Annotated in this window: 19 protein-coding genes; 4 read left to right on the top strand and 15 right to left on the bottom strand. The window is 69.1% G+C overall.

Annotation, left to right across the window (positions count from 1 at the left end; all coding sequences use genetic code 11):
* Window positions 1–10: 10 nt before the first annotated feature.
* From MQH31_RS05545 to MQH31_RS05520, 6 genes are all read right to left on the bottom strand, one after another.
* Entirely contained in the window at window positions 11–2,368 is a 2,358-nt protein-coding gene (locus MQH31_RS05545) for a transglutaminase TgpA family protein (RefSeq protein WP_243011235.1), read from the bottom strand.
* Window positions 2,355–3,776: a DUF58 domain-containing protein gene (locus MQH31_RS05540; RefSeq protein WP_243011234.1), complete on the bottom strand. Its 1,422-nt coding sequence runs from the start codon at window positions 3,774–3,776 to the stop codon at window positions 2,355–2,357. The genes MQH31_RS05545 and MQH31_RS05540 overlap by 14 nt, the downstream gene beginning before the upstream one ends.
* A gap of 89 nt (window positions 3,777–3,865) precedes the next feature.
* A complete protein-coding gene (locus tag MQH31_RS05535; RefSeq protein ID WP_241976049.1) occupies window positions 3,866–4,828 on the bottom strand; it encodes an AAA family ATPase in 963 nt (320 codons plus the stop codon).
* A 143-nt stretch (window positions 4,829–4,971) separates the two neighbouring features.
* A complete protein-coding gene (gene coaD / locus MQH31_RS05530; protein WP_243011233.1) occupies window positions 4,972–5,460 on the bottom strand; it encodes a pantetheine-phosphate adenylyltransferase in 489 nt (162 codons plus the stop codon).
* Window positions 5,461–5,605: 145 nt separating this feature from the next.
* A complete protein-coding gene (locus MQH31_RS05525) occupies window positions 5,606–7,951 on the bottom strand; it encodes a cell wall-binding repeat-containing protein (RefSeq protein WP_243011232.1) in 2,346 nt (781 codons plus the stop codon).
* A 331-nt stretch (window positions 7,952–8,282) separates the two neighbouring features.
* Window positions 8,283–10,520: an ATP-dependent DNA helicase RecG gene (locus MQH31_RS05520; protein WP_243011231.1), complete on the bottom strand. Its 2,238-nt coding sequence runs from the start codon at window positions 10,518–10,520 to the stop codon at window positions 8,283–8,285.
* A gap of 55 nt (window positions 10,521–10,575) precedes the next feature.
* Here MQH31_RS05520 and rsmD point away from each other — a divergent pair, with 55 nt between their 5' ends.
* On the top strand, window positions 10,576–11,154 hold the full coding sequence (gene rsmD, locus MQH31_RS05515) for a 16S rRNA (guanine(966)-N(2))-methyltransferase RsmD (RefSeq protein WP_243011230.1): 579 nt from the start codon (window positions 10,576–10,578) through the stop codon (window positions 11,152–11,154).
* 116 nt (window positions 11,155–11,270) lie between these two features.
* Here the strand turns inward: rsmD and thiL are convergent, their stop codons facing one another.
* The gene (gene thiL / locus MQH31_RS05510; protein WP_243011229.1) at window positions 11,271–12,398 is read right to left on the bottom strand and encodes a thiamine-phosphate kinase; all 1,128 of its coding nucleotides are present in this window, start codon (window positions 12,396–12,398) and stop codon (window positions 11,271–11,273) included.
* A gap of 23 nt (window positions 12,399–12,421) precedes the next feature.
* On the opposite strand from thiL, the gene MQH31_RS05505 reads away from it, so the two are divergent.
* Complete coding sequence (locus tag MQH31_RS05505; RefSeq protein ID WP_243011228.1) at window positions 12,422–12,952, top strand: DUF3515 family protein; 531 nt, start codon at window positions 12,422–12,424, stop codon at window positions 12,950–12,952.
* A 227-nt stretch (window positions 12,953–13,179) separates the two neighbouring features.
* On the opposite strand, the gene MQH31_RS05500 is transcribed toward MQH31_RS05505, so the two are convergent.
* The 8 genes from MQH31_RS05500 to MQH31_RS05465 all read right to left on the bottom strand — a co-directional run bounded on the left by MQH31_RS05500 (window position 13,180) and on the right by MQH31_RS05465 (window position 21,810).
* Complete coding sequence (locus tag MQH31_RS05500) at window positions 13,180–14,313, bottom strand: D-alanine--D-alanine ligase family protein (protein ID WP_243011227.1); 1,134 nt, start codon at window positions 14,311–14,313, stop codon at window positions 13,180–13,182.
* A complete protein-coding gene (locus MQH31_RS05495; RefSeq protein WP_372488128.1) occupies window positions 14,216–15,307 on the bottom strand; it encodes an NAD(P)H-dependent glycerol-3-phosphate dehydrogenase in 1,092 nt (363 codons plus the stop codon). The genes MQH31_RS05500 and MQH31_RS05495 overlap by 98 nt, the downstream gene beginning before the upstream one ends.
* 37 nt (window positions 15,308–15,344) lie before the next feature.
* Window positions 15,345–16,085 (bottom strand): lysophospholipid acyltransferase family protein, encoded by a 741-nt coding sequence (locus tag MQH31_RS05490; RefSeq protein WP_241975986.1) that lies wholly within the window; start codon window positions 16,083–16,085, stop codon window positions 15,345–15,347.
* A gap of 79 nt (window positions 16,086–16,164) precedes the next feature.
* Window positions 16,165–17,493: a UDP-N-acetylglucosamine 1-carboxyvinyltransferase gene (gene murA / locus MQH31_RS05485; protein ID WP_134532999.1), complete on the bottom strand. Its 1,329-nt coding sequence runs from the start codon at window positions 17,491–17,493 to the stop codon at window positions 16,165–16,167.
* A 104-nt stretch (window positions 17,494–17,597) separates the two neighbouring features.
* Window positions 17,598–18,206 (bottom strand): 3-isopropylmalate dehydratase small subunit, encoded by a 609-nt coding sequence (gene leuD / locus MQH31_RS05480; RefSeq protein WP_243011225.1) that lies wholly within the window; start codon window positions 18,204–18,206, stop codon window positions 17,598–17,600.
* Window positions 18,207–18,208: 2 nt separating this feature from the next.
* Window positions 18,209–19,717 (bottom strand): 3-isopropylmalate dehydratase large subunit, encoded by a 1,509-nt coding sequence (gene leuC, locus MQH31_RS05475; protein ID WP_243011224.1) that lies wholly within the window; start codon window positions 19,715–19,717, stop codon window positions 18,209–18,211.
* Between the two features lie 153 nt (window positions 19,718–19,870).
* Window positions 19,871–20,659 (bottom strand): PP2C family protein-serine/threonine phosphatase, encoded by a 789-nt coding sequence (locus MQH31_RS05470; RefSeq protein WP_243011223.1) that lies wholly within the window; start codon window positions 20,657–20,659, stop codon window positions 19,871–19,873.
* Window positions 20,660–20,784: 125 nt separating this feature from the next.
* Window positions 20,785–21,810 carry a TerC family protein gene (locus MQH31_RS05465; protein ID WP_134532415.1) on the bottom strand — a complete coding sequence of 342 codons (1,026 nt, stop codon included), beginning with the start codon at window positions 21,808–21,810 and terminating at the stop codon, window positions 20,785–20,787.
* Between the two features lie 256 nt (window positions 21,811–22,066).
* Between MQH31_RS05465 and MQH31_RS05460 the strand changes: the two genes are divergently transcribed.
* Window positions 22,067–23,407, top strand: coding sequence for a hypothetical protein (locus tag MQH31_RS05460; protein ID WP_243011222.1), 1,341 nt, complete (start codon window positions 22,067–22,069; stop codon window positions 23,405–23,407).
* A 9-nt stretch (window positions 23,408–23,416) separates the two neighbouring features.
* Window positions 23,417–24,694, top strand: coding sequence for an MFS transporter (locus MQH31_RS05455; RefSeq protein ID WP_243011221.1), 1,278 nt, complete (start codon window positions 23,417–23,419; stop codon window positions 24,692–24,694).
* Window positions 24,695–24,724: the final 30 nt, after the last annotated feature.

Below are 24,724 nucleotides of genomic sequence, written 5' to 3'. Positions count from 1 at the left end.
GGGGGAGATTCTACGCGTCTGTGACGGGTGCGCGCCCCCGCTCGCGGAGGAAGAGCCAGAGGGAGGCGGGAAGGAGGCGTGCACGCCACCGCGCGGCCGTGGTCGCACCCATGCTGATCCTCATCGAGACCGTGTCGAGGTCGCCGAGGAGTTCCGGCTGCGGCGCCCCGGCGGCAGGGCGGCCGTACCGGTGTCGCTCGGCCGCGGCGAGCAGCCGGCCGAGTGCCGCACCGGCTACCACCCCACCGGTACCGGTGAGGCCGGGCAGGGCGCCGATCCGCGCCGCGAGCTCCCTCGGCGTCTCCGTCGCTCGCACGTCGACCCCGAAGTCGACGGCCGTGTCGACGAGCTCACGCCACGCCTCGGCGCCCCCTGCCGTCCCTCTGGCGAGATCCCGGCGCCGTCGCCTGCGCCGCAGCAAGCGGATGCCCCCGGGCACGGCGAGCACGACGACGAGCGCTCCGAGGATGAGCGCAACGCGTGCGGGCGTTCCGGTGTCGCTCCCGGGTGTCGTCGCGGACCCGCCTCCCGTCGGCAGGGCCTGCCCGGAGTCGTTGAACGGGCGCGGCGCGGTCGACGGCACCCCGGCCACCGCGCCGCCGAGCGGAATGGAGGGGCCGGTCGGCTGGGTGTAACTCGGAACGGTCCCCCGCCCGGGAGTCGGTTCGAACGGCAACCAGCCGATGCCGGTGAAGTACAGCTCCGGCCACGCGTGCAGGTCGTGGGCGTCGACATTGAAGCGGTCCCTGCCCTCGATCGGGTTCGAGGAGCGTGAGCCGGGGAGATAGCCGATCGCAATCCGGGCCGGAATGCCGAGCGACCTCGCCATCACCGCCATCGCGGAGGCGAAGTGCACGCAATAGCCGCGCTTGACCTCGAGGAACGTGCCGACGACATCGACCCCGCCACCGTCGTAGCCGTCCGCGACCGGTGCCGTGGTGTCGTAGGTGAACTCGTTCCCCCGCAGGTATTCCTGCAGGGCGACGGCGGCGTCATACGGCGTCGCCGTGCCCGACGTCACCGCGCGCGCGGTCTGCTCGATGATCAGGGGGCTGTTCCGGGGCAGCCGCAGACTCGAATCGACACTGACCGGGTACCGGCCCGTTGCTGCGCGCAGCTGCTCGGGAGTCGGCTCGAGGACGAGCGAGGTGACGGTGTATTTCTGGCCGCGTGTGCTGCTGTTCGTGCTCGAAATCGTTCCGGTCGGGCCGTTCCAGTACCAGGCGCCGACGAGCCCTGACACCTTCGTCGCCGCGCCGGGGGTGGGCAGCCAGGCCGACGCGACCCCGTCGATGACGACCTGGGTGGACTCCTCCGTCGTGGCGACCTGGGCCGAGAGCCCCGGCGGCCGGTCGATGGCGTCGACGGTGTTCCCGGTGTTCGTCGGCTCGAGGCGCGCGGTCCAGCTCGGCCCGACGAAGCGGTCCAGGGTGAGCAGTTTGAGGTAGGGCGGCTGAGCGGCGCTCGTCCGGTAGTGCAACGCGGCGCCGGCCTGTGAGCTGCGGAGATCCTGGCCGAGGTTGACCATCGCGCTCACCCCGTCGCCGAAGAGCAGCGGTCCGGTGGCGCGGCCGCCGACCCGTCCGTCGCCGGGCAGGTTGGGGACCACGACGCTGAGCGAGAGTGCCGTCGCGATCGCGAGCCCACCGACCAGGACAGCCCCGGTGCCGGGCCGGGCAAGACCGAGCCTGCCCGCCGGGCGCCCGCCGCGCCGGCCGAGCACGTCGACCCGCAGCAGGAGTAGGAACGCCGCCGCCGTGAGCACGAGGGTGAGCTTGTCTGCGCCGTTGTCGAGGATGAGCCCCGGCACCCCGACGGGCACGAGCACGGGCAGCCCCGCGAGCGCCGGCACCCGCAGGGTCAGCGCGAGGGTATCCATCAGCACCGCGATCGCACCGGCCCCGACGCAGAGCAGAAACAGGATTCCGGTGACGGGATCGGCCGGGGTCCCCTGGGACTGCACTGAGGCGATCCCCGCGTCGACGAGCGTGCGGAACCGGTCGATCGTCTCGCCGGTCGGCACGAGCCAGAGCACCCCCGTTCCTCCGCCGAAGAGCAGGGTCACGCTCCCGACGACCACGCCGGCACCGGCGAGTGGTACGACCCAGGTTTGGGGGCCGAGCGAGCGGATGCCCGCGGAGACGACGAGCACGACTCCCGCTTCGACCGCCATCAGCCACCACCACCCTGTGCCCTGCAGGAGGGGGCCGAGCGCGGTCATCCCGACGAGCAGGAGCACCGCGAGCGCACCGGTCACGGGCCAGCGGGAGCCGCTCCGCCGGCTGCCCGGGCGCCCCGGCGGCACCGGCGGCGGCGGCGGCCGCACCGGCAGCGTTCGCTCGGGAAGCGTGCGTTCACGCAGGCTCATGGAGCGCCTCCCGGCCGCCGACGGCGTCGAGCCACGCTGCGGGCAGTGCGGACGCCGAACGCACCGGAACGCACCGCCAGCCGGCCTCCCGGAGCCGGTCAACGGCATCCGTCGGCACGACGTCGAGCACGAACGCGATCGCCGGCCGGGCATTGGCCGCGAGTGCGGCGAGAACGGCGAGGTCGAGGCCGCCCCCGGCGCCGAGCACGGCGAAGGTCGGGAGCGCCCCGCGCGGAGCGCGTGCCCGCGCGGGTGCGACGTTCCCGCCCGGTACTCCGGTGCCGACGCGCTCGCCTTCGACTGGGAGCTGGACGACGCCCGCGAGGTCTTCCAGAAGATGCGACACGCCACCCGCTCCGCGGTAGGAGACCGGGTCTCCGGACCTGACGGCACCCGTCTCAGCGATTCCTGGCCCTGGCGAGTCGCCGGGACCTGTCGCGCCGAACGGGGCGGCACCGGTCGTACCCACGGTGCCGTTCGAGGCACGGTCGAGCGGGGTGCGGCCGAGCCCGGCGGTGCCGAGCTGGGCAGGGCCGAGCTCGACGACGTCCACCCGATAGCCGGCCGCGAGCAGATGCGTGCAGACGGATGCCGCGACTTCGACTCCCAGCTCGAACGCTCGAGCACGCCGTCCGCGCTCGTCCTCACGGGTGCCCGTGTCGTCCGGCGCGAGCGTGTCGAGCACGAACCGCACCCCTGAATCGCTCCGGTGTTCCTCCTGCCGTACCATGATCTCGCCGTGGCGTGCGGTGGCCGGCCAATTGACCCGGCGCAACGAGTCCCCCGGCCGGTACTCACGAGCGATCAGCTCGTCCGAATTCTGGTTGAGCAAGCGCTGGCGTTCGAGGGCTTCTCCGCCGCCGAGCATGCTCGCGAGTCCCCGGCCTGGCAGGGGGGTGACTCGCGGAGTGACGACGAGTTCGTTCCGGCCGCCGACCGCCCAGCGGGCCGTGACGAGTCCGAACGGGTCAGACTGGCCGAGGACGACCGGCCCGTATTCGTACCGTCCCCGCGCGTGCGGGGACAGCGGGAGCTCGAGGCGCACGGTCCGGGCGGTCACGCCGGGGGCATCGCCGAAGCCGTCGCGGCCGCCGCGCCGGCCCCAGGCGCCGCCGAGTCCGGCGAGCGGCGGGAGCGGGAGGTCCCTGGGCATCGGCGTCATGCCCATCGGGCCGCTTTCCCGCCAGTGCGCCCCCGACAGCGGGTGCACCCCCAGGTTTTCAAGGGTCAGCAGCTCGGTCGTCTCACCGCCCGCGGACACCAGGTTCGGGCGGAAGTCCCGACCGACGCGCATCCGGACGGGCCGGAGTGCCACCGACAGTCCGGCGGCGAGCGGCACCGCGATCAGCAGGAGGGCGATGAACAGCAGGTCCCGCCTGTTCTCGGAGAACGACACGAACGTCAGCACCGCTCCCCCGCAGAGGAAGGCGCCGCCCCGGAGGGTGAGCCGGGGAAAACGAACCGGCCGTGAGGGAGGTCGCCGCGCGGACATGGCGGCTAGGGGCGGCCGGAGACGCCGAGCGGCACCGGGGTCGCCGCGAGGATCCGGCGCACGATGTCCTCGAGCAGCGGGCTCGAATCCTGGTGCTGGTGCCCGAGCACCCGGCTGCTCGCCACCAACCGGTGGCCCAACACGGCGACGGCGAGCGCATCGATGTCGTCGGGGAGCACGAAGTCGCGGCCCTGCAGCGCGGACTGCGCCTTGGCCGCGCGGATCAGCTGCAGGGTCGCCCGGGGGCTCGCACCGAGGCGGAGGTCCTTGTCCGAGCGGGTGGCCCGCACGATGTCGACGGCGTATTGCTTGACGGCGCTGGAGGCGAAGACACCGCGGGCGGCGGTCATCATGGCACGCAACTGCACACCGGTGACGACGGCGTCGATTCCGGCGAGCGGACTCGACGTGTCGCGGGAGTCGAGCATCGCGAGTTCGGACGTGGTGTCTGGGTAGCCCATCGAGATCCGGGCCATGAAACGGTCCCGCTGGGCCTCGGGGAGGGCATAGGTGCCTTCCATCTCTATCGGATTCTGGGTGGCGACGACAGTGAACGGGAGTGGCAGGAGGTACGTGGCGCCGTCAACGGTGACCTGGCGTTCCTCCATGCATTCGAGGAGAGCGGACTGGGTCTTCGGACTCGCCCGGTTGATCTCGTCGCCGATCACGATGTTCGCGAAGATGGCACCCGGCTTGAACTCGAACCTGCGGTCGACCTGGTTGAAGACGCTCACGCCCGTGACGTCGGAGGGAAGCAGGTCCGGTGTGAACTGGATGCGACTGACGGAGCAGTCGACGGAGCGGGCGAGGGCCTTGGCGAGCATGGTCTTGCCGACGCCGGGCACGTCCTCGATGAGGAGGTGGCCCTCGGCGAGGAGCACGGTGAGGGCGGTGACGACGGCAGGGTGTTTGCCGGCGATGACCGTTTCAACGTTGCGGACGATGGCCCGGCCGGCCTCCGCGACCAGGTCGAGACCGAGTGCGAGGTCAGGCTCGACGTCGGGTCCGGCGTCGGTCCCCGGCCCGGTTTCCGGTGCCGAGTGGATGCCCGTGGCGCGCTGCGTCGGGACGCCCGATGGGGCATCCGTTGTCGCGCCAGCAGGCGGGACGCTCACACGGGCGCCTTCTGCAGGTACTCCGCGACGACGCGGGGCACGTACGGGGAGATGTCGCCGCCGAGGGCGGCGACCTGGCGCACGAGGGAGCTGGAGACGTGGGCATTCGCCGGGTCAGGCAGCATGAAGATGGTTTCGACGCCCGCGAGGTTGCGGTTCACGATCGCCATCGGAGTCTCGTATGCGACGTCGACCTGGGAGCGGATGCCCTTGATGAGCACGCTCGCACCGACTTCGAGGCAGTAGTCGACGAGCAGTCCCATGCTCCAGGACGCGACGGTGATCGTGTCCGGCAGGCCGACGTCGGCGATGGCGCGCTGCAGCAGGGAGACCCGCTGGCTGATCGGCAGGAGTGCCGTCTTGCCCGGATTGTGCACGACGAGCACGTGCACTTCGTCGAAGAGGCCCGCCGCCCGTTCGATGACGTCGAGGTGACCCAGTGTGACGGGGTCGAATGAACCAGGGACAACGGCGATCCTGCGCATACGCAATACCCTAACGCGCGAGCACGCCTCGCGCCTCCCCGAGCGGAACACTCTCGGCATTCGCCCTGCTGGGAGGCCATATCCGTCGGCCGACAGCGCGCGCGAAAGGCCGGGCGGGGTCTCCCGCCCGGCCTTCGTACGCGCTCTAGCCGACGAGGGCCAGCGACTGGGCCATGACCGCGTCGGAAACCGCGAGGTTTCCGCCGAGGATGACGATCCGGGCCGGCTTCAACCGGGCGAGTTCCGCCGCGATGACACCAGGAATCCCGTTGGGCTGGACGAGGAGCACCGGACCCTGGTTCACGCCGGCAGCACCGGCTCCGGACAACGCGTCCTGGTATGTCGCCCCGGTTGCGAGGTACACCACCGGGATACCCGGCGTCGGGAACGTGCCCGCGGAGATCGCGGCCGAGGTGCCATAGGCATCCTGGCCCCACAACCGCGTTGTCGGAGCAACCCCGGAGAGGCTCGCGAAGACACCGTCCGAGACAGCCAGATTGCCGCCGAGCACCACGATCCGAGCCGGCTTCAACCGGGCCAGCTCCGCCGCGATGACGGCGGGAATGCCGTTGGGCTGGACGAGGAGCACCGGACCCTTGTTCACCCCGGCAGCACCGGCGCCGGACAAAGCGTCCTGGTACGCCGCCCCGGTGGCGACGTATGCGACCGGAACACCCGGCGTCGGGAACGTGCCCGCGGAGATTGCGGCCGACGTGCCGTAGGCATCCTGGCCCCACGTCCGCGTCGTCGGAGCAACCCCGGAGAGGCTCGCGAAGACACCATCCGAGACAGCCAGATTGCCGCCGAGCACCACGATCCGTACCGGCTTCAACCGGGCCAGCTCCGCCGCGATGACGGCGGGAATGCCGTTTCGCTGAACGAGCAGCACCGGACCCTTGTTCACCCCGGCAGCACCGGCGCCGGACAAAGCGTCCTGGTAGGTCTCACCCGTGGCGACGTATGCGACCGGAACGCCCGGCGTCGGGAACGTGCCCGCGGAGATCGCGGCCGACGTGCCATAGGCATCCTGCCCCCACAACCGCGTCGCCGTGGCCGTCGACGGCGCGCCGACCGTGTCATACAGCGCATAGTCGTCGGTCACCAGAGTGCCGTTCTGGAACAGGTTGAGCCCGAAACTGATCGCACTGACGTCCGCCGGAATCGGCGGCGTGGTCCACGCCGCCTGGGAATACGTGGTGCTCGCGGGAAAATACGGGCTAGACGTTCCATAGATCCAGGCGCCGATGGACGTGCGGTAGTACAGCACGAACTGGGTCTGAACCGTTGAGTTGTACCACGCCCTCAGCGAGTACGTATGGCCGGGAGCCACACTCGGCGCGCATCCAGCTTCCGTCATCGTGTGCAGGAGCTTCGCATCACCGTTGGCATAGGACGCCATGCTCAGGCTCATGGCCACGGTCCCGGTATGGGCCGCCGCCAGAAGCGCGAATGTCGGTACATTTGTCCCATAGCCGGCCGTTGACCAGCACTTCGGCGTCGGCAAGGCGTTTCCGACCGTCACGGTCCCCGCCGTTTCGAGGCTGGGGTTCACGACCCCGTTGACGCCGGCGGCCGGGGGCGCCACCACGGGCGCAACGGGACCGGCGACGGGCAGTGTGTACGTCCCGCCTATCACCTGCTGGACGGTCTTGACCGACGTTCCCGCTCCGTTCGGTCCCGCTCCGGCGGCAAGCCAGGCAGTGAACGCGTCGAAAACGGCCGTCGGAGTGTCGAGCTGCAGGGGTCCGGTGTCGCATCCGTCGCAGATGTTGTGGAACGTCAGCTGCACCCAGCCGCCGAGTGCCTGCGCATCGGTCACCTGCTTCTCAAGGTCGGCCAGTGTCCAGGTCCGATCGATTTCTTCAGGTGCCTTCGTGAGGTAGGGATCCGCGGGCGGGATGCTCTCCGCCTGGACGCAGCCTGCGCAGGCCGTTCCCTTGGCCGAAAGCACGTCGCCCAGGCCCCTGGCGCTGAGATAGCCGCAGTTCTTGACGATCGTCTCGACTGCCGCTGTCGTTTCCGAGAACGGATACGCGAAATCTGTGGGCTTGAATCCCATTGCGACCAGGTTTGCACGGTCGTTGCAGACTTCCCGGGTGGCGTCATCGGTGCTCAGCGAGGGGAGGGAGGGGTGGTTGATCGTGTGGCCGGCAATCTCGCTGCCCAGACCCTCGACAGTCTTGAGATCGTCCACCGACATGTAGCCCGGCTGCCCGACCCACCCGGACGGCACAAAGAAGGTGCCGGCCAGGCCGTGCGACTTCATGGTCTGGGCTGCGGCGAGGTGATTGTAGTTGGCGTCGTCGAAGGTCAGGGTGACCACGGTTGTCGCTGCCGCCTGGGCCGGGAAGGCCGCGCCCAGAACGGATCCGAGGGACAGCAGCAGCACGAAAACCGTCCCGAAGGCGCGCCACTGGGGCTTCCGCCGGCCGGGATTCCGTTTCGGCCCTGGCCGGGAGCCGTTCCTGTACTGCAGGTCGGACCTGTTCATGTCATCATCCGTTCGGGTGTCGGGAATCGATGGGAAGGGTGCGGGCAGCGCGTTGGCTGGCTCTGGGTCAATCGGTTCCCAGCCGGGGCACTCACCCATGAGTCACGGGTCCAGGCACGCTCGTACCCGACCTGTCGCGTAGTCGACGCCAGGGTGAGCGCCGGTCTACGAAAGCCCAGACTGCACTGGTTGATGCACTGTGTTGGATTGTTGAGGCAACGTAGCACCGCGCTCTTGGCACGGGATAGGCCGGATGTCACCCCCACTTCGTGGGTGGCGGGGTAGGCCGTGAGCGGGCTGGGAGAGGTCCCGCCCGCCGAGGGAGCGCCGTTCAGCCCTTGGTGAGCGAGGCACGCTCCGCGTCGTCGAGCCGCCTGCGCACCGCATCCCGCAGGGCCGGCACGCTCTCAAGCAGGGGGTCCTGCGCCGCGAGCTCCTGTGCGTGGGTGCGCGCCTCCAGGATGAGCTCACCATCGGTCGCGACCCGCAGCAGACGCAGCGACGAGCGCCCGCCGGACTGTGTGCTGCCGAGCACATCTCCCTCCCTGCGCAGCTCGAGGTCGATTTCGGCGAGCTCGAAGCCGTCGAGGGTTGCGGCGACGGCCTCGACCCGCGACCGTGCGAGCGAGTCGATTTCCGCGCGGGTGACGAGCAGGCAGAGTCCAGGGACTCCGCCGCGGCCGACGCGGCCGCGCAACTGGTGCAGCTGCGAGACCCCGAACCTGTCGGCGTCGAGCACCACCATCACCGAGGCGTTCGGTACGTCGACGCCGACCTCGATCACCGTCGTCGCGACGAGCACGTCGATCTCCCCCGCGGCGAAGGCGACCATCGTCTGGTCCTTCTGGTCCGCGGTCATCCGGCCGTGCAGCGGCTCGATCCTGGCCCCATCGAGCTCCGGCCGGGCTCGCAGCCTCTCGAGCACGACCTCGACGGATTCCGGGGGTGTGGCCAGCGTCGGGTCGGACGCACTGGCATCCGTCGCCTGATCGATCTCCTCGCCCTCTTCGAGTTCTTTCGGCGCGATCGCAGGGCACACGACAAAACCCTGACGGCCGAGAGCGAGCTCCTCGGCTAGCCTGGTCCAGACGCGCGAGAAGGTCTGCGGCTTTTCGGCGAGTGCCACCACGTAGGTCTGGATGCCCTGCCTGCCGGCCGGGAGCATGGCGATCGTCGACACGTCGAGGTCGCCGAAGACCGTCATGGCGACCGTGCGCGGGATCGGCGTCGCGGTCAGCACCAGGAGGTGCGGGGGCACCGCGCCCTTGAGGCGGAGGGCCTCCCTCTGGTCGACGCCGAAGCGGTGCTGTTCGTCGATGACGACGAGTCCGAGGTCGAAGAATGACACCGATTCGGCCAGCAGGGCATGCGTGCCGATCACGATCCTGGCCTGGCCGGACACCGCCCGCAGCAGCGCCTTCCTGCGGAGGGCGACGGGCAGTTTGCCGGTCAGCAGCACAGGCACCAGTTCGGCGGCCAGGTCTGGGCCGAGGATCTGCACGATCGACCGCAGGTGCTGGGCGGCGAGCACCTCGGTCGGAGCGAGCAGGGCGGCCTGTCCCCCGGTATCGGCCACGGCGAGCATCGCCCGCAGCGCGACGAGCGTCTTGCCGGAGCCGACCTCGCCCTGCAGGAGCCGGTTCATCGGAGCGGTGTCGGCAAGGTCCCTCGCGATCTCGGCCCCGACCGTCTGTTGATCAGCCGTGAGGGTGAACGGCAGTCGGGCGTCGAAGCGCTCGAGGTACCCGCCGGGGACGGGCACACGGGCGGTCGACTGAGTCGCCCTGGCGGCGTTGCGCGACTGCACGAGCGCGCTCTGCAGCACGAATGCCTCGGTGAAGCGGAGGGTGTCGCGGGACCTGATCCAGTCGGCGTCGACGACGGGTTGATGGATGAGCTCGAGCGCCGTGCGGTGCGGGAGCAGGCCGCGTTCGGCGCGGAGCGCGGGCGGGAGCGGGTCCTCGACAGGGCCGAGGTGCTTGAGTACCTTTCCGACGATCGTCTGGAAGTCCCAGCTCGTTACCGCAGCGGTCGCCGGGTAGACCGGGACGGGCTCGACGAGCCAGGCCTCGCCTTCCGTGGGGATCTCATGTTCCTGTTCCTCGTCACTCCCGGCGACGAAGAGCTTGTAGTGCGGATGCGCCAGCTGCAGCTGGCTCTTGAACGAGGTCACTTTGCCGGTGAACATGCCGCGGGTGCCCGGTACGAGCAACTTCTCGCGCCAGGCCTGGTTGAAGAACGTGAGGGTGAGGATGCCGCGGCCGTCGGAGATCTTGACGGTCGTGATCGAGCCCTTGCGGGTCTTCATCTCGTGGGTGGAGACCGAGCGCACCTCGGCGAAGATCGTGACCTGTTCGTCGAGCGGAAGTTCGCTGATCGCGCTGAGCTCGCCGCGCCTGGCGTAGCGGCGGGGGTAATGACTGAGCAGGTCGCCGACCGTACGCATGTCGAACGCTTTGGCGAGCGATTTCGCCTCGGCAGGCGTCACGGGGCGGATTGCCGTGAGTGGGGTATCCAGGGTCAGGGCACCGATGAACTTCACACCGGCCGCCGCGGTCGCATCCGTCATGCTTCGATCGTAGGCGCGGCCGCCGACACTCCGGTCCGGCTAGGCTCGAACGGACATGACGCGCATCATCTCCGGGTTCGCCGGTTCCCAGCCCCTCGCCGTTCCCAAGTCAGGCACGCGGCCCACGAGCGACCGGGTGCGGGAGGCGATCTTCTCCGCCCTCGACGCCCGCGATGTCATCAGGGGTGCCCGGGTGCTCGACCTCTACGCGGGCTCCGGTTCCCTCGGGCTCGAAGCCGCGAGCCGGGGTGCTCGGATCGTGACTCTCGTCGAGAACAGCTACGGGGCCGCGCAGATGTGCCGGAAGAACACCGACGCGGTGCTCAAGGCCGCCCCGAAGAAGGACGGTCCCTCGATCCGCGTTTCCGCGCAGGCCGTGCAGTCCTTTCTCGCGGCGACGGGCGAGGGGTTCGAGCTCGTCTTCCTCGACCCGCCGTATGAGCTCTCCGACGTCGAACTCGGGCACAACCTGCTCGCGCTGACCCCCCTGCTCGACCCGGACGCGCTCGTCGTCGTCGAGCGCAGCTCCCGCTCCCCCGAGCCGTTCTGGGGCCCGGGTCTCGCCGCCGAGCGCCGCAAGGACTACGGAGACACGACCGTCTGGTACGCCGCCCCGGTGCTCGCCGACAACTAGCCGCCGCCCTGCCGCCGCAGCCTCGTCGAGTGTCGCCGTTCGCGCCGACCGTCGCCGTTCGAGCGGCGACACTCGGCGTCAGGGGCGAGTCTCGGGCGTCCAGCGCCTGTGCAACGTCAGCCGAGGGCCCCGTCCCAGCCCCGGTACGGGTCCCAGCCACCCTGCTCGTGCGTGCGGCCGTCCACGAGGACCGCGCCCGCGGCATCCGTCGCCGTGCCGATGACCCGGAAGCCCTCCGGCACCACAGCGTCGGCCGGGAAGGTCGCGAGGAGGCCGTGGTCCTCACCGCCGCCGAGCGCGAGGCCGATACTGTCGCCGAGAGCGTCGGCGGCGAAGTCGATACCGACGCCGCTCGCCTTCGCCAGACGCCCGGCGTCGATGAAGAGACCGTCGGAGAGGTCCATCATCGCGGTCGCCCCCGCGATGGCGGCGGCAGGGCCGAGGTCGATCGGCGGTGACGGCGCCAGCTGGGCACCCACCTCGACCGGGTATTGTTCCCGGACCGCCGACGCGAGAGCGGCATCGGGAACGCCGTTCGCGTCGACGCCGTGACGGAAGAGCAGTTCGAGGCCGGCTCCGGCCTCACCGAGTCCCCCGGCGAGGGCCACGACGTCGCCTGGGCGCGCTCCGGAGCGCAGGACGGGTTCCCGGCCCTCGAGGTCGCCGAAGGCCGTCACGGCCAGCGTGAGGGCGTCCGAGGCGGACAGGTCGCCACCGACGACCCCGCAGCCGGGCGCCAGGGCCTCGCAGCAGTCCCGCAGTCCGTCGGCGATGCCCTCGATCACCGAGATCGGGGTCGAGGGCGGGGCCGCGATCGCGACCACGAGTGCGGTCGGGCGGGCGCCCATCGCGGCGACGTCGGACAGGTTGGTCGCCGCGGCCTTCCAGCCGAGGTCGTGCGGGGTCGACCAGGCCATCCGGAAGTCCGGGCCCTGGATCATCATGTCGGTCGTGACGACGAACCGTCCGTCGGGAGCGCGCAGCACGGCCGCGTCGTCGCCGGGTCCGAGCAGCTGGGTCGCGGCGTCGGGCAGCCGCGGGAAGATCCGGGCGAGCACCTGGCCCTCGCTCAGCTCGGCGAGGGTCTGCTCCGGCGCGGCGCCCGTCGACCCCGGGTTCGTCGAGGCGGTGGCCGCAGCAGCAGCACGGGTACCAACACCGACACCGACACCGTGCTCAGTGCGCGATTCCCCCGCAGCGGCCGTCGGTGAGTTCGCGGCAGGGGTCTTCGCAGCAGTGGTCATCTTCAAACGGTAGCCTGAATGCGATGACTTCCCGCCGTACCTCCCGCCGCACCCCGGCCACCGTGGCACTCGCCCTGGCCGGCGTCGTGCTCCTGAGCGGATGCACGGCGAGCGTCGCCCTCGAGCCCGCGGCCGATGCGGTGAACCCCGGATGCGCGGACATCGTCGTGCACCTGCCGACCCTCGTCGCAGACCAGGCCGAACGTGAGACGAACGCGCAAGCGACGGGTGCGTGGGGCAGCCCGGCCGCCGTGCTGCTGCACTGCGGTGTTGCCGTGCCCGCCCCGACAACGCTGCCGTGCCTCAACGTGAACGGCATCGACTGGATCGAAGACGACTCCGCCGCTCCGCTCTACCGGTACACGACCTACGGGCGCACGCCCGCGAGCGAGGTCGTCATCGATTCCGGCGTCGTCAGTGGATCGACCGTGCTCGTCGACCTGGCCGCCGTGATGGCGGTCATCCCGGCGACGGCCAAGTGCCTGGGCGCGGCCGACCTGACCCTGCCCACCGACGGCGGAACCCTCGCGCCGACGGCAACGCCCGCGCCGTAGTCCCGGCGGTTTCCTCGCCCGGCTGAACCGCAAGGTCGGAGTTTTTCGCGAACCACGGCATCCGCCGCCGGATGGCACGGCGTGTCGCGAAAATCTCCGACCTTGCGTAGGCCGGCAGCCCCCGCCCTGACGCACGCGGGCCGGCGATCCGTACCCCACCCCCGATCCGAACCAATTCGACGGAGTTTTTGCCGAGAAGAGGACGCGGGAGACCGGATTCGGGCCGGTTAGACCAAAATCTCCGTCGAATTAGTTCGAACACCGCGGCGGGCGAGGGCGACCGAGATCAGTTCGTCGATGAGCGCCGGGTAGGTGTAGCCGCTCTGCAGCCAGCAGGTCGGGAACATCGAGATCGGCGTGAAGCCGGGCATGGTGTTGATCTCGTTGATGACCCAGCCCGTGTCGGTGAGGAAGAAGTCGACCCGCGCCAGTCCGGCGCCGTCGATCGCGTCGAACGCCCGGATCGCCATCCGCTGCATCTCGGCGAGTTCCGCCGGTTCCAGGGCTGCGGGACAGACCAGTTCGATGCCCGCCGCTCCCAGATACTTGGCGTCGAAGTCGTAGAAGTCGCGCCCGGTGACGAGCACCTCTCCGGCGACGGATGCCCGCGACGGCTCCCCCGGACGGCCTTGCAGCACCGCCACCTCGAGTTCACGCCCCACGAGACCGGCCTCGATCAGTACCTTGTCGTCCTCCGCGAGGGCGGTCTCCATGGCACGGACCAGCTCGGCGGGGTCGGTGACCCGGCTCACACCGACGCTCGACCCGGCGCGGGCCGGCTTGACGAACGCCGGCAGCCCCAGTTCAGCGAGCGCCGCATACGCCATCCCCGGCGCCTCCGCCCAGTCGGCCGCGGTGATCGTGCGCCACGGTGCCACCGGGAGCGATGCCTGCTGGAAGACGGTCTTGGTGAAGTGCTTGTCCATGCCGAGGGCCGAGGCGAGCACGCCGGAGCCGACGAACGGCAGCCCGAGCAGCTCCAGCAGGCCCTGGATGGTGCCGTCTTCGCCGTAGGGGCCGTGCAGGATCGGGAAGACGAGGTCGACCGTGCCGAGGGAGCGGGCGGTGCCGCCGGGAACGTCGACGACGCGGAGCGTGCGGTCCAGCGCCGATTCCGGCCAGTGCACCCGGGTGCCGTTGTCTGTGACGACGGGCAGTTCGGCAGCCGAGGATCCGAGCGCGAAGTGCGCTGGGTCATCCGCTTCGAGCACGAACGCCCCGTCGCGGGTGATCCCGATCGGGATCACGTCGTAGCGCGACCGGTCAATTGCCGCCAGGACTCCGCCGGCCGTGGCGCAGCTGATCGAGTGTTCGCTTGACCGACCCCCAAAGAGCAGCGCTACTGTGAGCTTGTCCGTCATCAATTGTCCTTTCGCCCTGCGGTTCCGCCGAATCCGTCGTGAGGTGTGGGGCGATATCCCGCGGTTTCAGCGTACCGGCCAGCACCTGCCGCACCTGTTCGACGATGGGCATGTCGACCCCCTTCGCCCGGGCGAGGTCGAGGATCGGGCCGACGGATGCGAGGCCTTCCGTGGTCTGCTGCATCTGCTTGACGACGTCCGCGATGCTGTAGCCCTGGCCGAGGAGTCGCCCGGCCGTGTTGTTGCGAGAGAGCGGGGACTGGCAGGTGGCGATGAGGTCGCCGAGGCCGGCGAGGCCGGCGAGCGTCTCCGGCTGGGCGCCGTATGCCACGGCGAAGTCGGTCATCTCGACGAGGCCGCGGGTGATGATCGAGGCCTTGGTGTTCTCGCCGTAGCCGACACCGTCGACGATGCCGATCGCGACGGCGATGAGGTTCTTCAGCACACCGCCGAATTCGGTACCGATCACGTCGGTGTTGACGTAGGAGCGGAAGTAGCTGTTGGTCGCGAGGATCGCGACGGCCTGGGCGGTTTCGAGGCTCGTGGAGGACACGACGGCGGCCGTCGGCTGTTCCCTCGCGATTTCGAGGGCGAGGTTGGGTCCGGAGATCGCGGCGATGTGGTGCGGGTCGATGGGCAGCATCTCTTCGATGATCTGGCTCATCCGCTGGCCGGAGCCGCGTTCGACGCCCTTCATGAGCGACACCAGGATCGCGTCGGGCTCGAGGAACGGCTCCATCAGGACCAGGTTCTCCCGCAGCGACTGGCTCGGCACCGAGATGAAGACCTGTTCGGCTCCGGCGAGGGCCTGGTCGAGGTGCGGGGTCGCGCGCAGCCCGATCGGGAGATTGATTCCCGGAAGGTAGTCGCTGTTCCTCCGGCCCTCCGTGATCTCGCGGGCGAGTTCCGGCCGACGGGCCCAGAGCACGACGTCGGCGCCGCCGTCGCTCAGGATCTTGGCGAAGGTCGTGCCCCAGCTTCCGGCTCCGAGCACGGCGACGCGCGTTCCGGCAGGGACACCCTGCCGTTGTTTAGCCTTCAAAACGGCCGGTCTCCTTCTGGTCGTGCTCGGAGGGGTTCCAGCGCTTCGCCGGGGCCTTCTCGCCGCGGAGGTCCTCGAGGAGCCCGGTGATGGCATCCATCAGGATGGCCGTCGCCTCGTTCAGGGTCGCCGTGTCGAGGCCGCGTCCCTTGAACTCGTCGAAGGACAGCGGATCGCCGATCTTCACGTGGATGGTCTTTCGGGGAAACGGGCTGATCCGTTTCGAATACCGCGGCATCAGGTCCTGGGTGCCCCAGTGGGCGATCGGCACGATCGGGATGCCCTGCTCGAGCGCGATCCGCACGGCACCGGTCTTCCCGCGCATCGGCCAGAGCTCGGGGTCGCGGGTGAGCGACCCTTCCGGGTACACGATGACCATCTGGCCGCGTTCGACGAGCCGTCTGGCGGCCTTGACGGGCTCGTTGCCGCGCGCGACTCCGCCGCGTTCGACGGGGATCTGGCCGGACTTGCGCAGCAGCCAGCCGAGTACCGGGATCTTGAAGACGGATGCCTTCGCCATGAACCGGGGGGCACGCCCGAGCTTCCACGCGAGTGCACCGACGACGATCGGGTCGATCTCGCTGAAGTGATTAGGAGACAGCACGAATGCCCCGGTCTGCGGGAGCTTGCGGGCGTCCGTCACTCGATAGCGCACCGCAAGGTTGACCGCGGGTAGCACGATCGTCGCGAGGATCCAGAACACGGAGGGTTGCAAGGTCTCCTTGCGCACCCTCACCGCTTTCGCTGACTGATCAGGTTCGACGGACGGTTCGGATGACGGGCTTGCTCCGTTGACTGGCACAGAGCCATTATCCTTCGAGATCGAAGTCCGCCCCCAACAGCCGCAGCTTGGTGATGAAGTTTTCGTAGCCGCGGCTGATGATTCCGACATTGCTGACCGTCGAGGTGCCCTCGGCGGTGAGCGCCGCGATCAGGTGGCTGAAGCCGCCGCGCAGGTCGGGAACCTCGATGTCGGCGCCGTGCAGCTTCGTCGGGCCCGCGATGACAGCGGAGTGGTTGAAGTTGCGCTGCCCGAAGCGGCACGGGTGGCCGCCGAGGCACTCGCGGTGGATCTGGATCGTCGCGCCCATCTCCACGAGGGCGTCGACGAAGCCGAACCGCTGCTCGTAGACGGTCTCGTGCACGATCGACACGCCATGGGCGTGAGTGAGGGCGATCACGAGCGGCTGCTGCCAGTCGGTCATGAAGCCGGGGTGCACATCGGTTTCGATGACGACGGGCTTGAGGTCACCGCCCGGGTGATAGAAGCGGATGCCGTCGTCGTGGATCTCGAAGGCACCTCCGACCTTGCGGAACACGTTGAGGAAGGTCAGCATCTCGGACTGGCGGGCGCCGCCGACGAAGATGTCTCCGTCGGTCGCAAGCGCAGCGGCCGCCCAGCTCGCGGCCTCGTTCCGGTCGAAAAGGGCCCGGTGATTGAAGCCCTCGAGGCGTTCGACGCCCTCGATGCGGATGACCCGGTCGGTGTCGACCGTGATGATCGCACCCATCTTCTGCAGGATGTTGATCAGGTCCATGATCTCGGGCTCGATCGCCGCGCCCTTGAGCTCGGTGATGCCCTCCGCGCGCACGGCCGTGAGCAGGACCTGCTCGGTCGCGCCGACGCTCGGGTACGGAAGGGAGACCTTGGCGCCGTGCAGCCCGTTCGGGGCGGACATCCGGATGCCGTTGGGCTGCTTGTCGACGACGGCGCCGAACTTGCGCAGCACCTCGAGGTGGAAGTCGATCGGCCGGTCGCCGATGCGGCATCCGCCGAGGTCGGGGATGAACGCCTCGCCGAGGCGGTGCAGGAGAGGCCCGCAAAAGAGGATCGGGATGCGGGAGGATCCGGCGTGCGCGTCGATCGCGGCGAAGTGCGCGCTCTCGACGTCGACGGGGTCGAGCAGCAGTTCGCCGGGCTCAGGGCCGTCCGTGACCTTGACCCCGTGCACCGCGAGCAGCTCGCGCACGATGCGCACGTCGCTGATGTTGGGCACGTTCTTCAGGATGCTCGGGCTCTCGCCGAGCAGGGAGGCGACCATGGCCTTGGTGACCAGGTTCTTCGCGCCCTTGAGTTCGATCCTGCCGATCAGCGGGATTCCGCCGCGAATCGTGATCTTGTCGCCTTGCAGCCCCACAGCGGCCCCCCAGCTCTGCGCGTTCTCACGGTTTTGTTCGTCTTCGAGAAGCTGCGCCTTCACGGCTGCGTCTTCACGGTTCTGGGCGATCTCGCTGATGGTGCTCACAAACTTACCTGCCTTGCTGGAAGAGTACGGGGCCGCCACGGCTCCCGATGGGATTCGAATTCTGCGATCCGCGCTTCATCACGCAGGGTCAGGCCAATGTCGTCGAGGCCTTCGAGCAGGCGCCAACGGGTGTAGTCGTCGACCTGGAACGGGACGGTGAAATCGCCGACGCGTGCTGTACGCGCAACCAGATCGACGGTGAGTTCTATTCCCGGGTCGGCCTCGATGATGCTCCAGAGCCTCTGCGCGTCTTCCTCGGTGATCTGTGCGGCCAGCAGACCCTGCTTGCCGGCATTGCCGCGGAAGATGTCGCCGAACCGGGGGCAGAGCACGACGTCGAAGCCGTAGTCACGCAGCGCCCAGACGGCGTGTTCGCGGGATGAACCCGTGCCGAAGTCCGCACCGGCGACGAGGATCCTGGCCTGTGCGTACTCCGGACGGTTCAGGACGAACTCGGGGTCGGTCCGCCACGCCGCGAAGAGGGCGTCTTCGAAACCGGTCTTGGTGACGCGCTTGAGGTAGACGGCGGGGATGATCTGGTCGGTGTCGACGTTGGAGCGGCGCAACGGCAGCGCGACGCCCGTGACGGTCATGAACTTGTCCATGGTCAGAGTGCTCCATCCAGTGCCGGTGCCGCAGCAGGGGCCAGGTCGGCGGGAATCGCGTCGGCCGTGACGATGCCGGCGGCGACCAGGTCCCAGGGGCTCGAGAGGGTGCCGCGGATCGCCGTTGCCGCCGCGACGAGTGGGGAGACCAGGTGGGTGCGCCCACCCTTGCCCTGGCGGCCCTCGAAGTTTCGGTTGCTCGTCGAGGCGCACCGCTCGCCGGGGGCGAGCTGGTCGGGGTTCATGCCGAGGCACATCGAGCAGCCGGCGAAGCGCCATTCGGCGCCGAAGTCGGTGAAGATCTTGTCCAGGCCTTCGGCCTCGGCCTCGATCCGCACGCGTGCGGACCCGGGCACGACCAGCATCCGCAGGCCCGGCGCCATGGTCTGGCCCTTGACGATCTCGGCGGCCGCACGCAGGTCTTCGACGCGGCTGTTGGTGCAGGAACCGAGGAAGACGGTGTCGACCCGGATGTCCTTCATGGGCGTGCCCGCCGCGAGGTCCATGTATTCGAGGGCGCGCTCGGCGGCGGCCCGCTCGTTGGCGTCGGCGACTCCGGCCGGATCGGGCACGGTCTCGCTCAGCGAGACGCCCTGGCCGGGGTTGGTGCCCCAGGTCACGAAGGGTTCGAGCGTGTCGGCGTCGAGAACGACCTCGGCGTCGAAGACGGCGCCCTCGTCGGTCGCGAGGGTCTCCCAGTACGCGACCGCGTCGTCCCAGTCCTGACCGGCCGGCGCGTGCGCGCGACCTTTCAGGTAGGCGTACGTCGTCGCATCCGGTGCGACCATGCCCGCGCGGGCGCCGGCCTCGATCGACATGTTGCAGATGGTCATGCGGCCCTCCATCGAGAGGGCACGGATGGCGCTGCCGCGGTATTCGAGCACATATCCCTGGCCGCCGCCGGTACCGATCTTCGCGATCACGGCGAGGATCACGTCCTTGGCGGTCACGCCGGGGCGCAGGGTGCCGTCGACCGTGATGGCCATGGTCTTGAACGGCTGCAGCGGCAGGGTCTGGGTGGCCATGACGTGTTCGACCTCGCTCGTGCCGATGCCGAGGGCCATCGCCCCGAAGGCGCCGTGCGTCGAGGTGTGCGAGTCACCGCAGACGACGGTGATGCCCGGCTGGGTGAGTCCGAGCTGCGGCCCCACGACGTGCACGATGCCCTGCTCGATGTCGCCGAGCGAGTGGAGACGCACCCCGAATTCCTCGCAGTTGCGGCGGAGGGTCTCGATCTGGGTGCGGCTCGTCAGGTCCTTGATCGGCCGGTCGATGGCGAGCGTCGGAGTGTTGTGGTCCTCGGTCGCGATCGTCAGGTCCGGTCGGCGCAGCCGGCGCCCGGCGAGGCGCAGGCCGTCGAACGCCTGCGGGCTCGTGACCTCGTGCACGAGGTGCAGGTCGATGTAGATCAGGTCCGGGGTTCCATCGGAACCCTTGCTGACCAGGTGTTTGTCCCAGACCTTCTCGGCCAGGGTGCGCGGGCGTTCGCCCGACATCGATGCGTTAGTCATGTGTGTGCGTCTTCCTCAAGATTTGATGGCAGCCAACGACAGTCTCCGCGACGAGGGAGGCCTCAGAATTGGGACTCGTCGCGGCAGAGAAGAAGGAGTCGACCGTACAGCACTCGGACAGGCTAACACTTCGCGCCGAGTCTTCGCCGGAGGTCACGACGGTGACACGACCGATTCGACGAAGACGACCGTGACGTTGTCGTGCCCTCCGCGCGCGAGCGCCTCGTCGACGAGGGCGTCCACGACGGCCTGCTGGCCGTTGGGCTGCTGCTCGGTGAGGAGCCTCGAGATGTCGTCCGGCTCGAGCTCCTTGGTGAGGCCGTCGGAGCAGATCAGAAAGGCACGGTGACCGGATGCCGGCACGAGCCAGACATCCGCGTCGACGAATTCATCGGTCCCGATCGCCCTCGTGATGATGTTCCGCTCGGGATGGAGTTCGGCCGACCGCGCCGTGATCAGCCCCGCGTCGACGAGTTCCTGCACCGCGGAGTGATCGACGGACAGCTGCGCCAGGTGCACCCCGTCCCAGGTGTAGATGCGGGAGTCGCCCACATTGAATGCCATCCAGTGCAGGCCGATGTCCGCTCCGGCGTCCACGAAGGCCACGCCGGCCAGCGTCGTCCCGCTCACCGCGGCTCCGAAATCGTCTGCGCCGCTCAGGTCGCGCACCGCGTCGTTGGACGAGTGGATCGCGTCGAGGATACGTTCGGGCGTCGAGGGACGCCCGGACTCGATGTGCTCTTCGAACACCCGGAGGACGGTCTGGCTCGCCTCGTCGCCGTTGGCGTGCCCGCCCATCCCGTCGGCCACGAGGAAGACCGGAGAATGAGCCATGAAGCTGTCCTCGTTGAGCTGCCGGACCCGGCCGACCTCGCTGCGCGCGCCCACACCGAACGAAATCGTCACCGCGGGGAGGGTCATCGTGTCCGCGCTCTGGACCAAACCGGTGCTCCCTCGTCCTGCGGCGCGTGTTCCGAGCCGGCCCGATCGCGCCTCGACGAGGCGCCAGAGATCCACGGTACCAATTCGGGGGGCTTTTCGCGTCGCCCCGGCACGGTGCGACCGCGTTACTCCTTCTCGGTGAGCGACAGCTCCTCGCCGAGACTGTGGCCGCGTGCGCGGGCGTCGCGGTTCGCCTTGATCAGGCTCGCGATCGTGGCGACGGCCATCGAGACGACGATCACGCCGAGCGACGTCCAGGTGTCGATCTCCGGAGCCCAGCCCACACCGTGGCCGCCGTTGATGAAGGGGACCTCGTTGGTGTGGAGCGCATGCGAGACGAGCTTGACGCCGATGAAGAACAGGATGAAAGCGATGCCGTACTTGAGGTACACCAGTCGTTCGAGCAACCCGCCGAGCAGGAAGTAGAGCTGCCGCAGTCCCATCAGGGCGAACACGTTGGCCGTGAACACGATGAACGGGCTCGTCGTGATTCCGAAGATGGCGGGGATCGAGTCGAGGGCGAACACGAGGTCCGTCGTGCCGATGGCGATGAACACGATCAGCATCGGGGTGAAGACCCGGCGGCCCATGACGGTGGTGCGGATCTTCGACCCGTCGAAGGTCGGGGAGATCCTGAGGCGACGGCGGATCATCTTCACGAAGGCGTTGTCGGCCTCGTTCGCATCCGGTTCCTTGGCGACGGCCTGATGCACGGCGGTGTAGAGCAGGAAGGCGCCGAAGATATAGAAGATCCAACTGAAGTTCTCGATCAGCGAGGCGCCGAGAAGAATGAAGATCAGGCGCAGGACGAGCGCGATGATGATGCCCACCATGAGCACCTCCTGCTGGTATTTCCGCGGCACGGAGAATCTCGCCATGATGATCACGAAGACGAAGAGATTGTCGATGCTGAGGCTGTACTCGGTAAGCCAGCCGGCGAGGAACTGTCCGGCGTGCTCGGCATCGGCCAGGAGCAGCATCGCGAGCGCGAACAGCAGCGCGAGCACGACGTAGAAGACGACCCACAGGCTGGCCTCGCGCATCGAGGGAACGTGCGGTCGCTTGTACACGATCAGCAGGTCGCCGACCAGGACGAGGGTCAGGAGGACCAGGGAACCGATTTCGAACCAGAGGGGCAGGGCAAGATCCACGGAGGGGCCTTTCGAGGGAAGGAGGGCAGGCAGGAAACCTGAAAGTCTCTCCCGCGACGAATGCACGCCGCCGATCCGACCGGAACCCCTGCGCCGCGGTCCGTGTTGACGATCAGATCATCAGACCCAGTGGGTCCTGAGGGATACTCCCCTTCACGGGGGCCAGTCTAGCGGATTTCCGGGCCGAATCCCACAGACCGAGCCATAATGGGCCTGCGCGGGAGAGCGCCGCGCACTCTCGAGAGGCAGGGACCCGATGGCGCAGATCGAAACCCCCGAGCAACAGATCGAACGGCTTTCCGCCCAGGTCGCCCAGCTGCAGGCCCGGCTGGAGACCGCACCGCCCGGCACTCCCGCAGGGTACGAACCCACCAGGGCCTCGCTCCGGCTCCGCGCATTCTGCGCCGCACTCCTGATCGCCATCGGCGTCATTCTCGCCCCGGTCGCCGTCGTCGCGACGTGGACCAAAACCGAAGTCACCGACACCGGCCGATTCGTGGCCACCCTCTCGCCTCTTGTGGATGACCCGGCATTCCAGGCGTTCCTCGTCGACCAGATCACGACGGTGATCGACGACCAGGTCGACTTCGAGTCGATTGCCACGGACCTCTTCGATGGGATCGCCCAGCTCAACCTGGCGCCGAGGGCGCAGGCCGCCCTGGGCCTGCTCAAACAACCGGCGATTGAGGGTGCGCGCTCCCTGGTCCGCACGGCGACCCAGCGACTGATCGCGTCAGACGCCTTCGCAAACATCTGGGAGCAGACCCTGCGGGTCAGCCATTCCCAGTTCATGGCGGCCCTTCAGGGCGACACGAGCGGGCCGCTCACCATCGGAGCCCAGGGCGAGGTCGGCATCCAGCTGGCACCGCTCATCGCAGCGGTGAAGAGCGCCCTCGTCTCCCAGGGCTTCGCACTCGCCGATCGGATCCCGGAAATCAACCGCACGGTCCAGGTCGCCCAGTCCGACTCCCTCGTCCAGGCCCGGGTCGCGTACCAGATCCTGGATATCCTGGGTTTCGTTCTGCCCTGGGCGAGCCTGTTGCTCCTGGCGGCCGGCGTCGTCGTGGCCAGGCTGAAGGCGCGTGCGCTGATCTGGGCGGGTCTTCTGCTCGCGCTCTCGATGGCGGTGCTGGCGGCGGGGATCTCCGTCGGGCGCATCATCTTCGCGGGCTCGGTCTCGCCGCAGTACATGCCGCGGGATGCCGCACTGGCCACCTACGAGGCGATCGTGCCGTTCATCACCGCGACTGCACTCGCTGTCGGGACAGCAGGCGTGACGGTGGCTGTGGTGGCCTATCTCGCCGGTCCCTTCCGCGGCGCGATCGTGGTCCGCCGGCTGACCGTGGACTCCGCCAGGAGCATCCGCTCGTCGGCGGAACGACGAGGCGGGACCACGGGAGCCTTCGGCGTCTGGCTCTATTCCGTGCGGCGATACGCGCGGGTCGCGGTTGCGCTGGTTGCTGCGGCCGTCGTGGTGTTCGTCCGTCCGCTGACGACGGGTGTGATCATCGGCACCGCCGTCACCGCCCTCGTCGCGATCCTGCTGATCGAGCTCCTCCAGCGCCCGCCCACGGAAGGCGCCGCTGCCACGCTGTAGCCTTCGACCGTGAACGTTGAGAGCACGGATGAGAGCACGGGTGCGACCGAGGATTCTGGCGGCTCTGCCCCGGCCTCGGTGTCGCGGCCTCCGGTCGCGGCACGCCGGGCCCGCGTTGCGGTCGGCGTGCTCTTCTTCACGAACGGCGCGATCTTCGCGAACCTCCTGCCGCGCTATCCCGAGATCAAGGCAGACCTCGGCCTCACGAACGCGGAATTCGGCTTCGCGGTCGCCGCCTACCCGCTCGGTGCGCTCCTCGCCGGGTTGACCGCCGGGATGCTCGTGCGCCGCTTCCGCTCGTCTCGCGTGGCGATCGTCGCAACGGTGTTCACAGCGATCGGCATCCTGCTTGCCGGGGTGGCCCCGAGCTGGCTTCCACTCGCGGCCGGGCTGTTCCTGGCCGGCGCAATGGACTCGATCACCGACGTCGCCCAGAATTCGCACGCGCTTCGGGTGCAGCGGCTCTACAAACGCTCGATCCTCAACTCGTTCCACGCGGTCTGGAGCATCGGTGCGGTATCCGGCGGCGCGCTCGGCGCCCTCGCCGCGGGGCTCGGCATTCCCCTTGCCGTCCACCTCACCCTCTCCGCCGTGCTGTTCAGCCTCCTGGCCATGCTGTCCTACCGCATGCTCCTGCCCGGACCCGAACCCGCGGAGGTGCGAGCGAACCCTCTCCCGTCCGGAGTCCAGACCCGCGCCGGGCGGGCGGCGGGCGTCCTGACGAAATACGCGGTACTCCTCGCCCTCGTGCTCATCGCCGCGTCCGGGGCACTCGTCGAGGACGCCGGCAGCTCCTGGTCGGCCATCTACCTCTCCGTGGACCTCGGCGCATCGGCCTTCGTCGCCGGCCTGGGCTTCATCGCACTCCAGGGCATGCAGTTCATCGGGCGGATGCTCGGCGACCGGCTCGTGGACCGGTTCGGCCAGCGCTATGTCGCGAGAACGGGCGGCGTGATCGTCTGCGTCGGCATGGGGAGCGCCCTCCTGGTCCCGTCGATCCCGGGAACCGTGGTCGGATTCGGCCTCGCCGGACTCGGGGTGGCGACCCTGATCCCCGCGGCCATGCACGCGGCAGACGAACTGCCCGGATTCCGCCCCGGCTCCGGACTGACGATCCTCGCCTGGCTGCTCAGGGTCGGTTTCCTCGTCTCGCCGCCCGTCGTCGGCGCAATTGCCGACGCAGCCTCACTCCGGCTCGGCCTGGTCGTCGTCCCCCTGGCCGGTGTGCTCGCCATCGTGTTCGCCGGGGTCCTGTCCGGTCGGGCGACGCGAGGCCCGGGCCACTGAGTCTCGCCTCGCTGCGAAGCGACCGCGGGT

The organism is Cryobacterium zhongshanensis, from assembly GCF_022760445.1.
Classification (GTDB): Bacteria; Actinomycetota; Actinomycetes; order Actinomycetales; family Microbacteriaceae; genus Cryobacterium; species Cryobacterium algoricola.
Note: the sequence above shows the minus strand (reverse complement) of the source record. Positions and strands in the feature narration are given on the sequence as shown.

Bases quoted from the DNA above. Each gene is read 5' to 3' on its own strand.
- MQH31_RS05500 (WP_243011227.1), bottom strand. From the start codon at position 14,313: ATGACGGACAAGCTCACAGTAGCGCTGCTCTTTGGGGGTCGGTCAAGC.
- thiL (WP_243011229.1), bottom strand. From the start codon at position 12,398: ATGACCACTGCTGCGAAGACCCCTGCCGCGAACTCACCGACGGCCGCT.
- leuD (WP_243011225.1), bottom strand. From the start codon at position 18,206: ATGGACAAGTTCATGACCGTCACGGGCGTCGCGCTGCCGTTGCGCCGC.
- MQH31_RS05545 (WP_243011235.1), bottom strand. From the start codon at position 2,368: ATGAGCCTGCGTGAACGCACGCTTCCCGAGCGAACGCTGCCGGTGCGG.
- MQH31_RS05525 (WP_243011232.1), bottom strand. From the start codon at position 7,951: ATGAACAGGTCCGACCTGCAGTACAGGAACGGCTCCCGGCCAGGGCCG.
- MQH31_RS05520 (WP_243011231.1), bottom strand. From the start codon at position 10,520: ATGACGGATGCGACCGCGGCGGCCGGTGTGAAGTTCATCGGTGCCCTG.
- MQH31_RS05460 (WP_243011222.1), top strand. From the start codon at position 22,067: ATGGCGCAGATCGAAACCCCCGAGCAACAGATCGAACGGCTTTCCGCC.
- rsmD (WP_243011230.1), top strand. From the start codon at position 10,576: ATGACGCGCATCATCTCCGGGTTCGCCGGTTCCCAGCCCCTCGCCGTT.
- coaD (WP_243011233.1), bottom strand. From the start codon at position 5,460: ATGCGCAGGATCGCCGTTGTCCCTGGTTCATTCGACCCCGTCACACTG.
- MQH31_RS05505 (WP_243011228.1), top strand. From the start codon at position 12,422: ATGACTTCCCGCCGTACCTCCCGCCGCACCCCGGCCACCGTGGCACTC.
- leuC (WP_243011224.1), bottom strand. From the start codon at position 19,717: ATGACTAACGCATCGATGTCGGGCGAACGCCCGCGCACCCTGGCCGAG.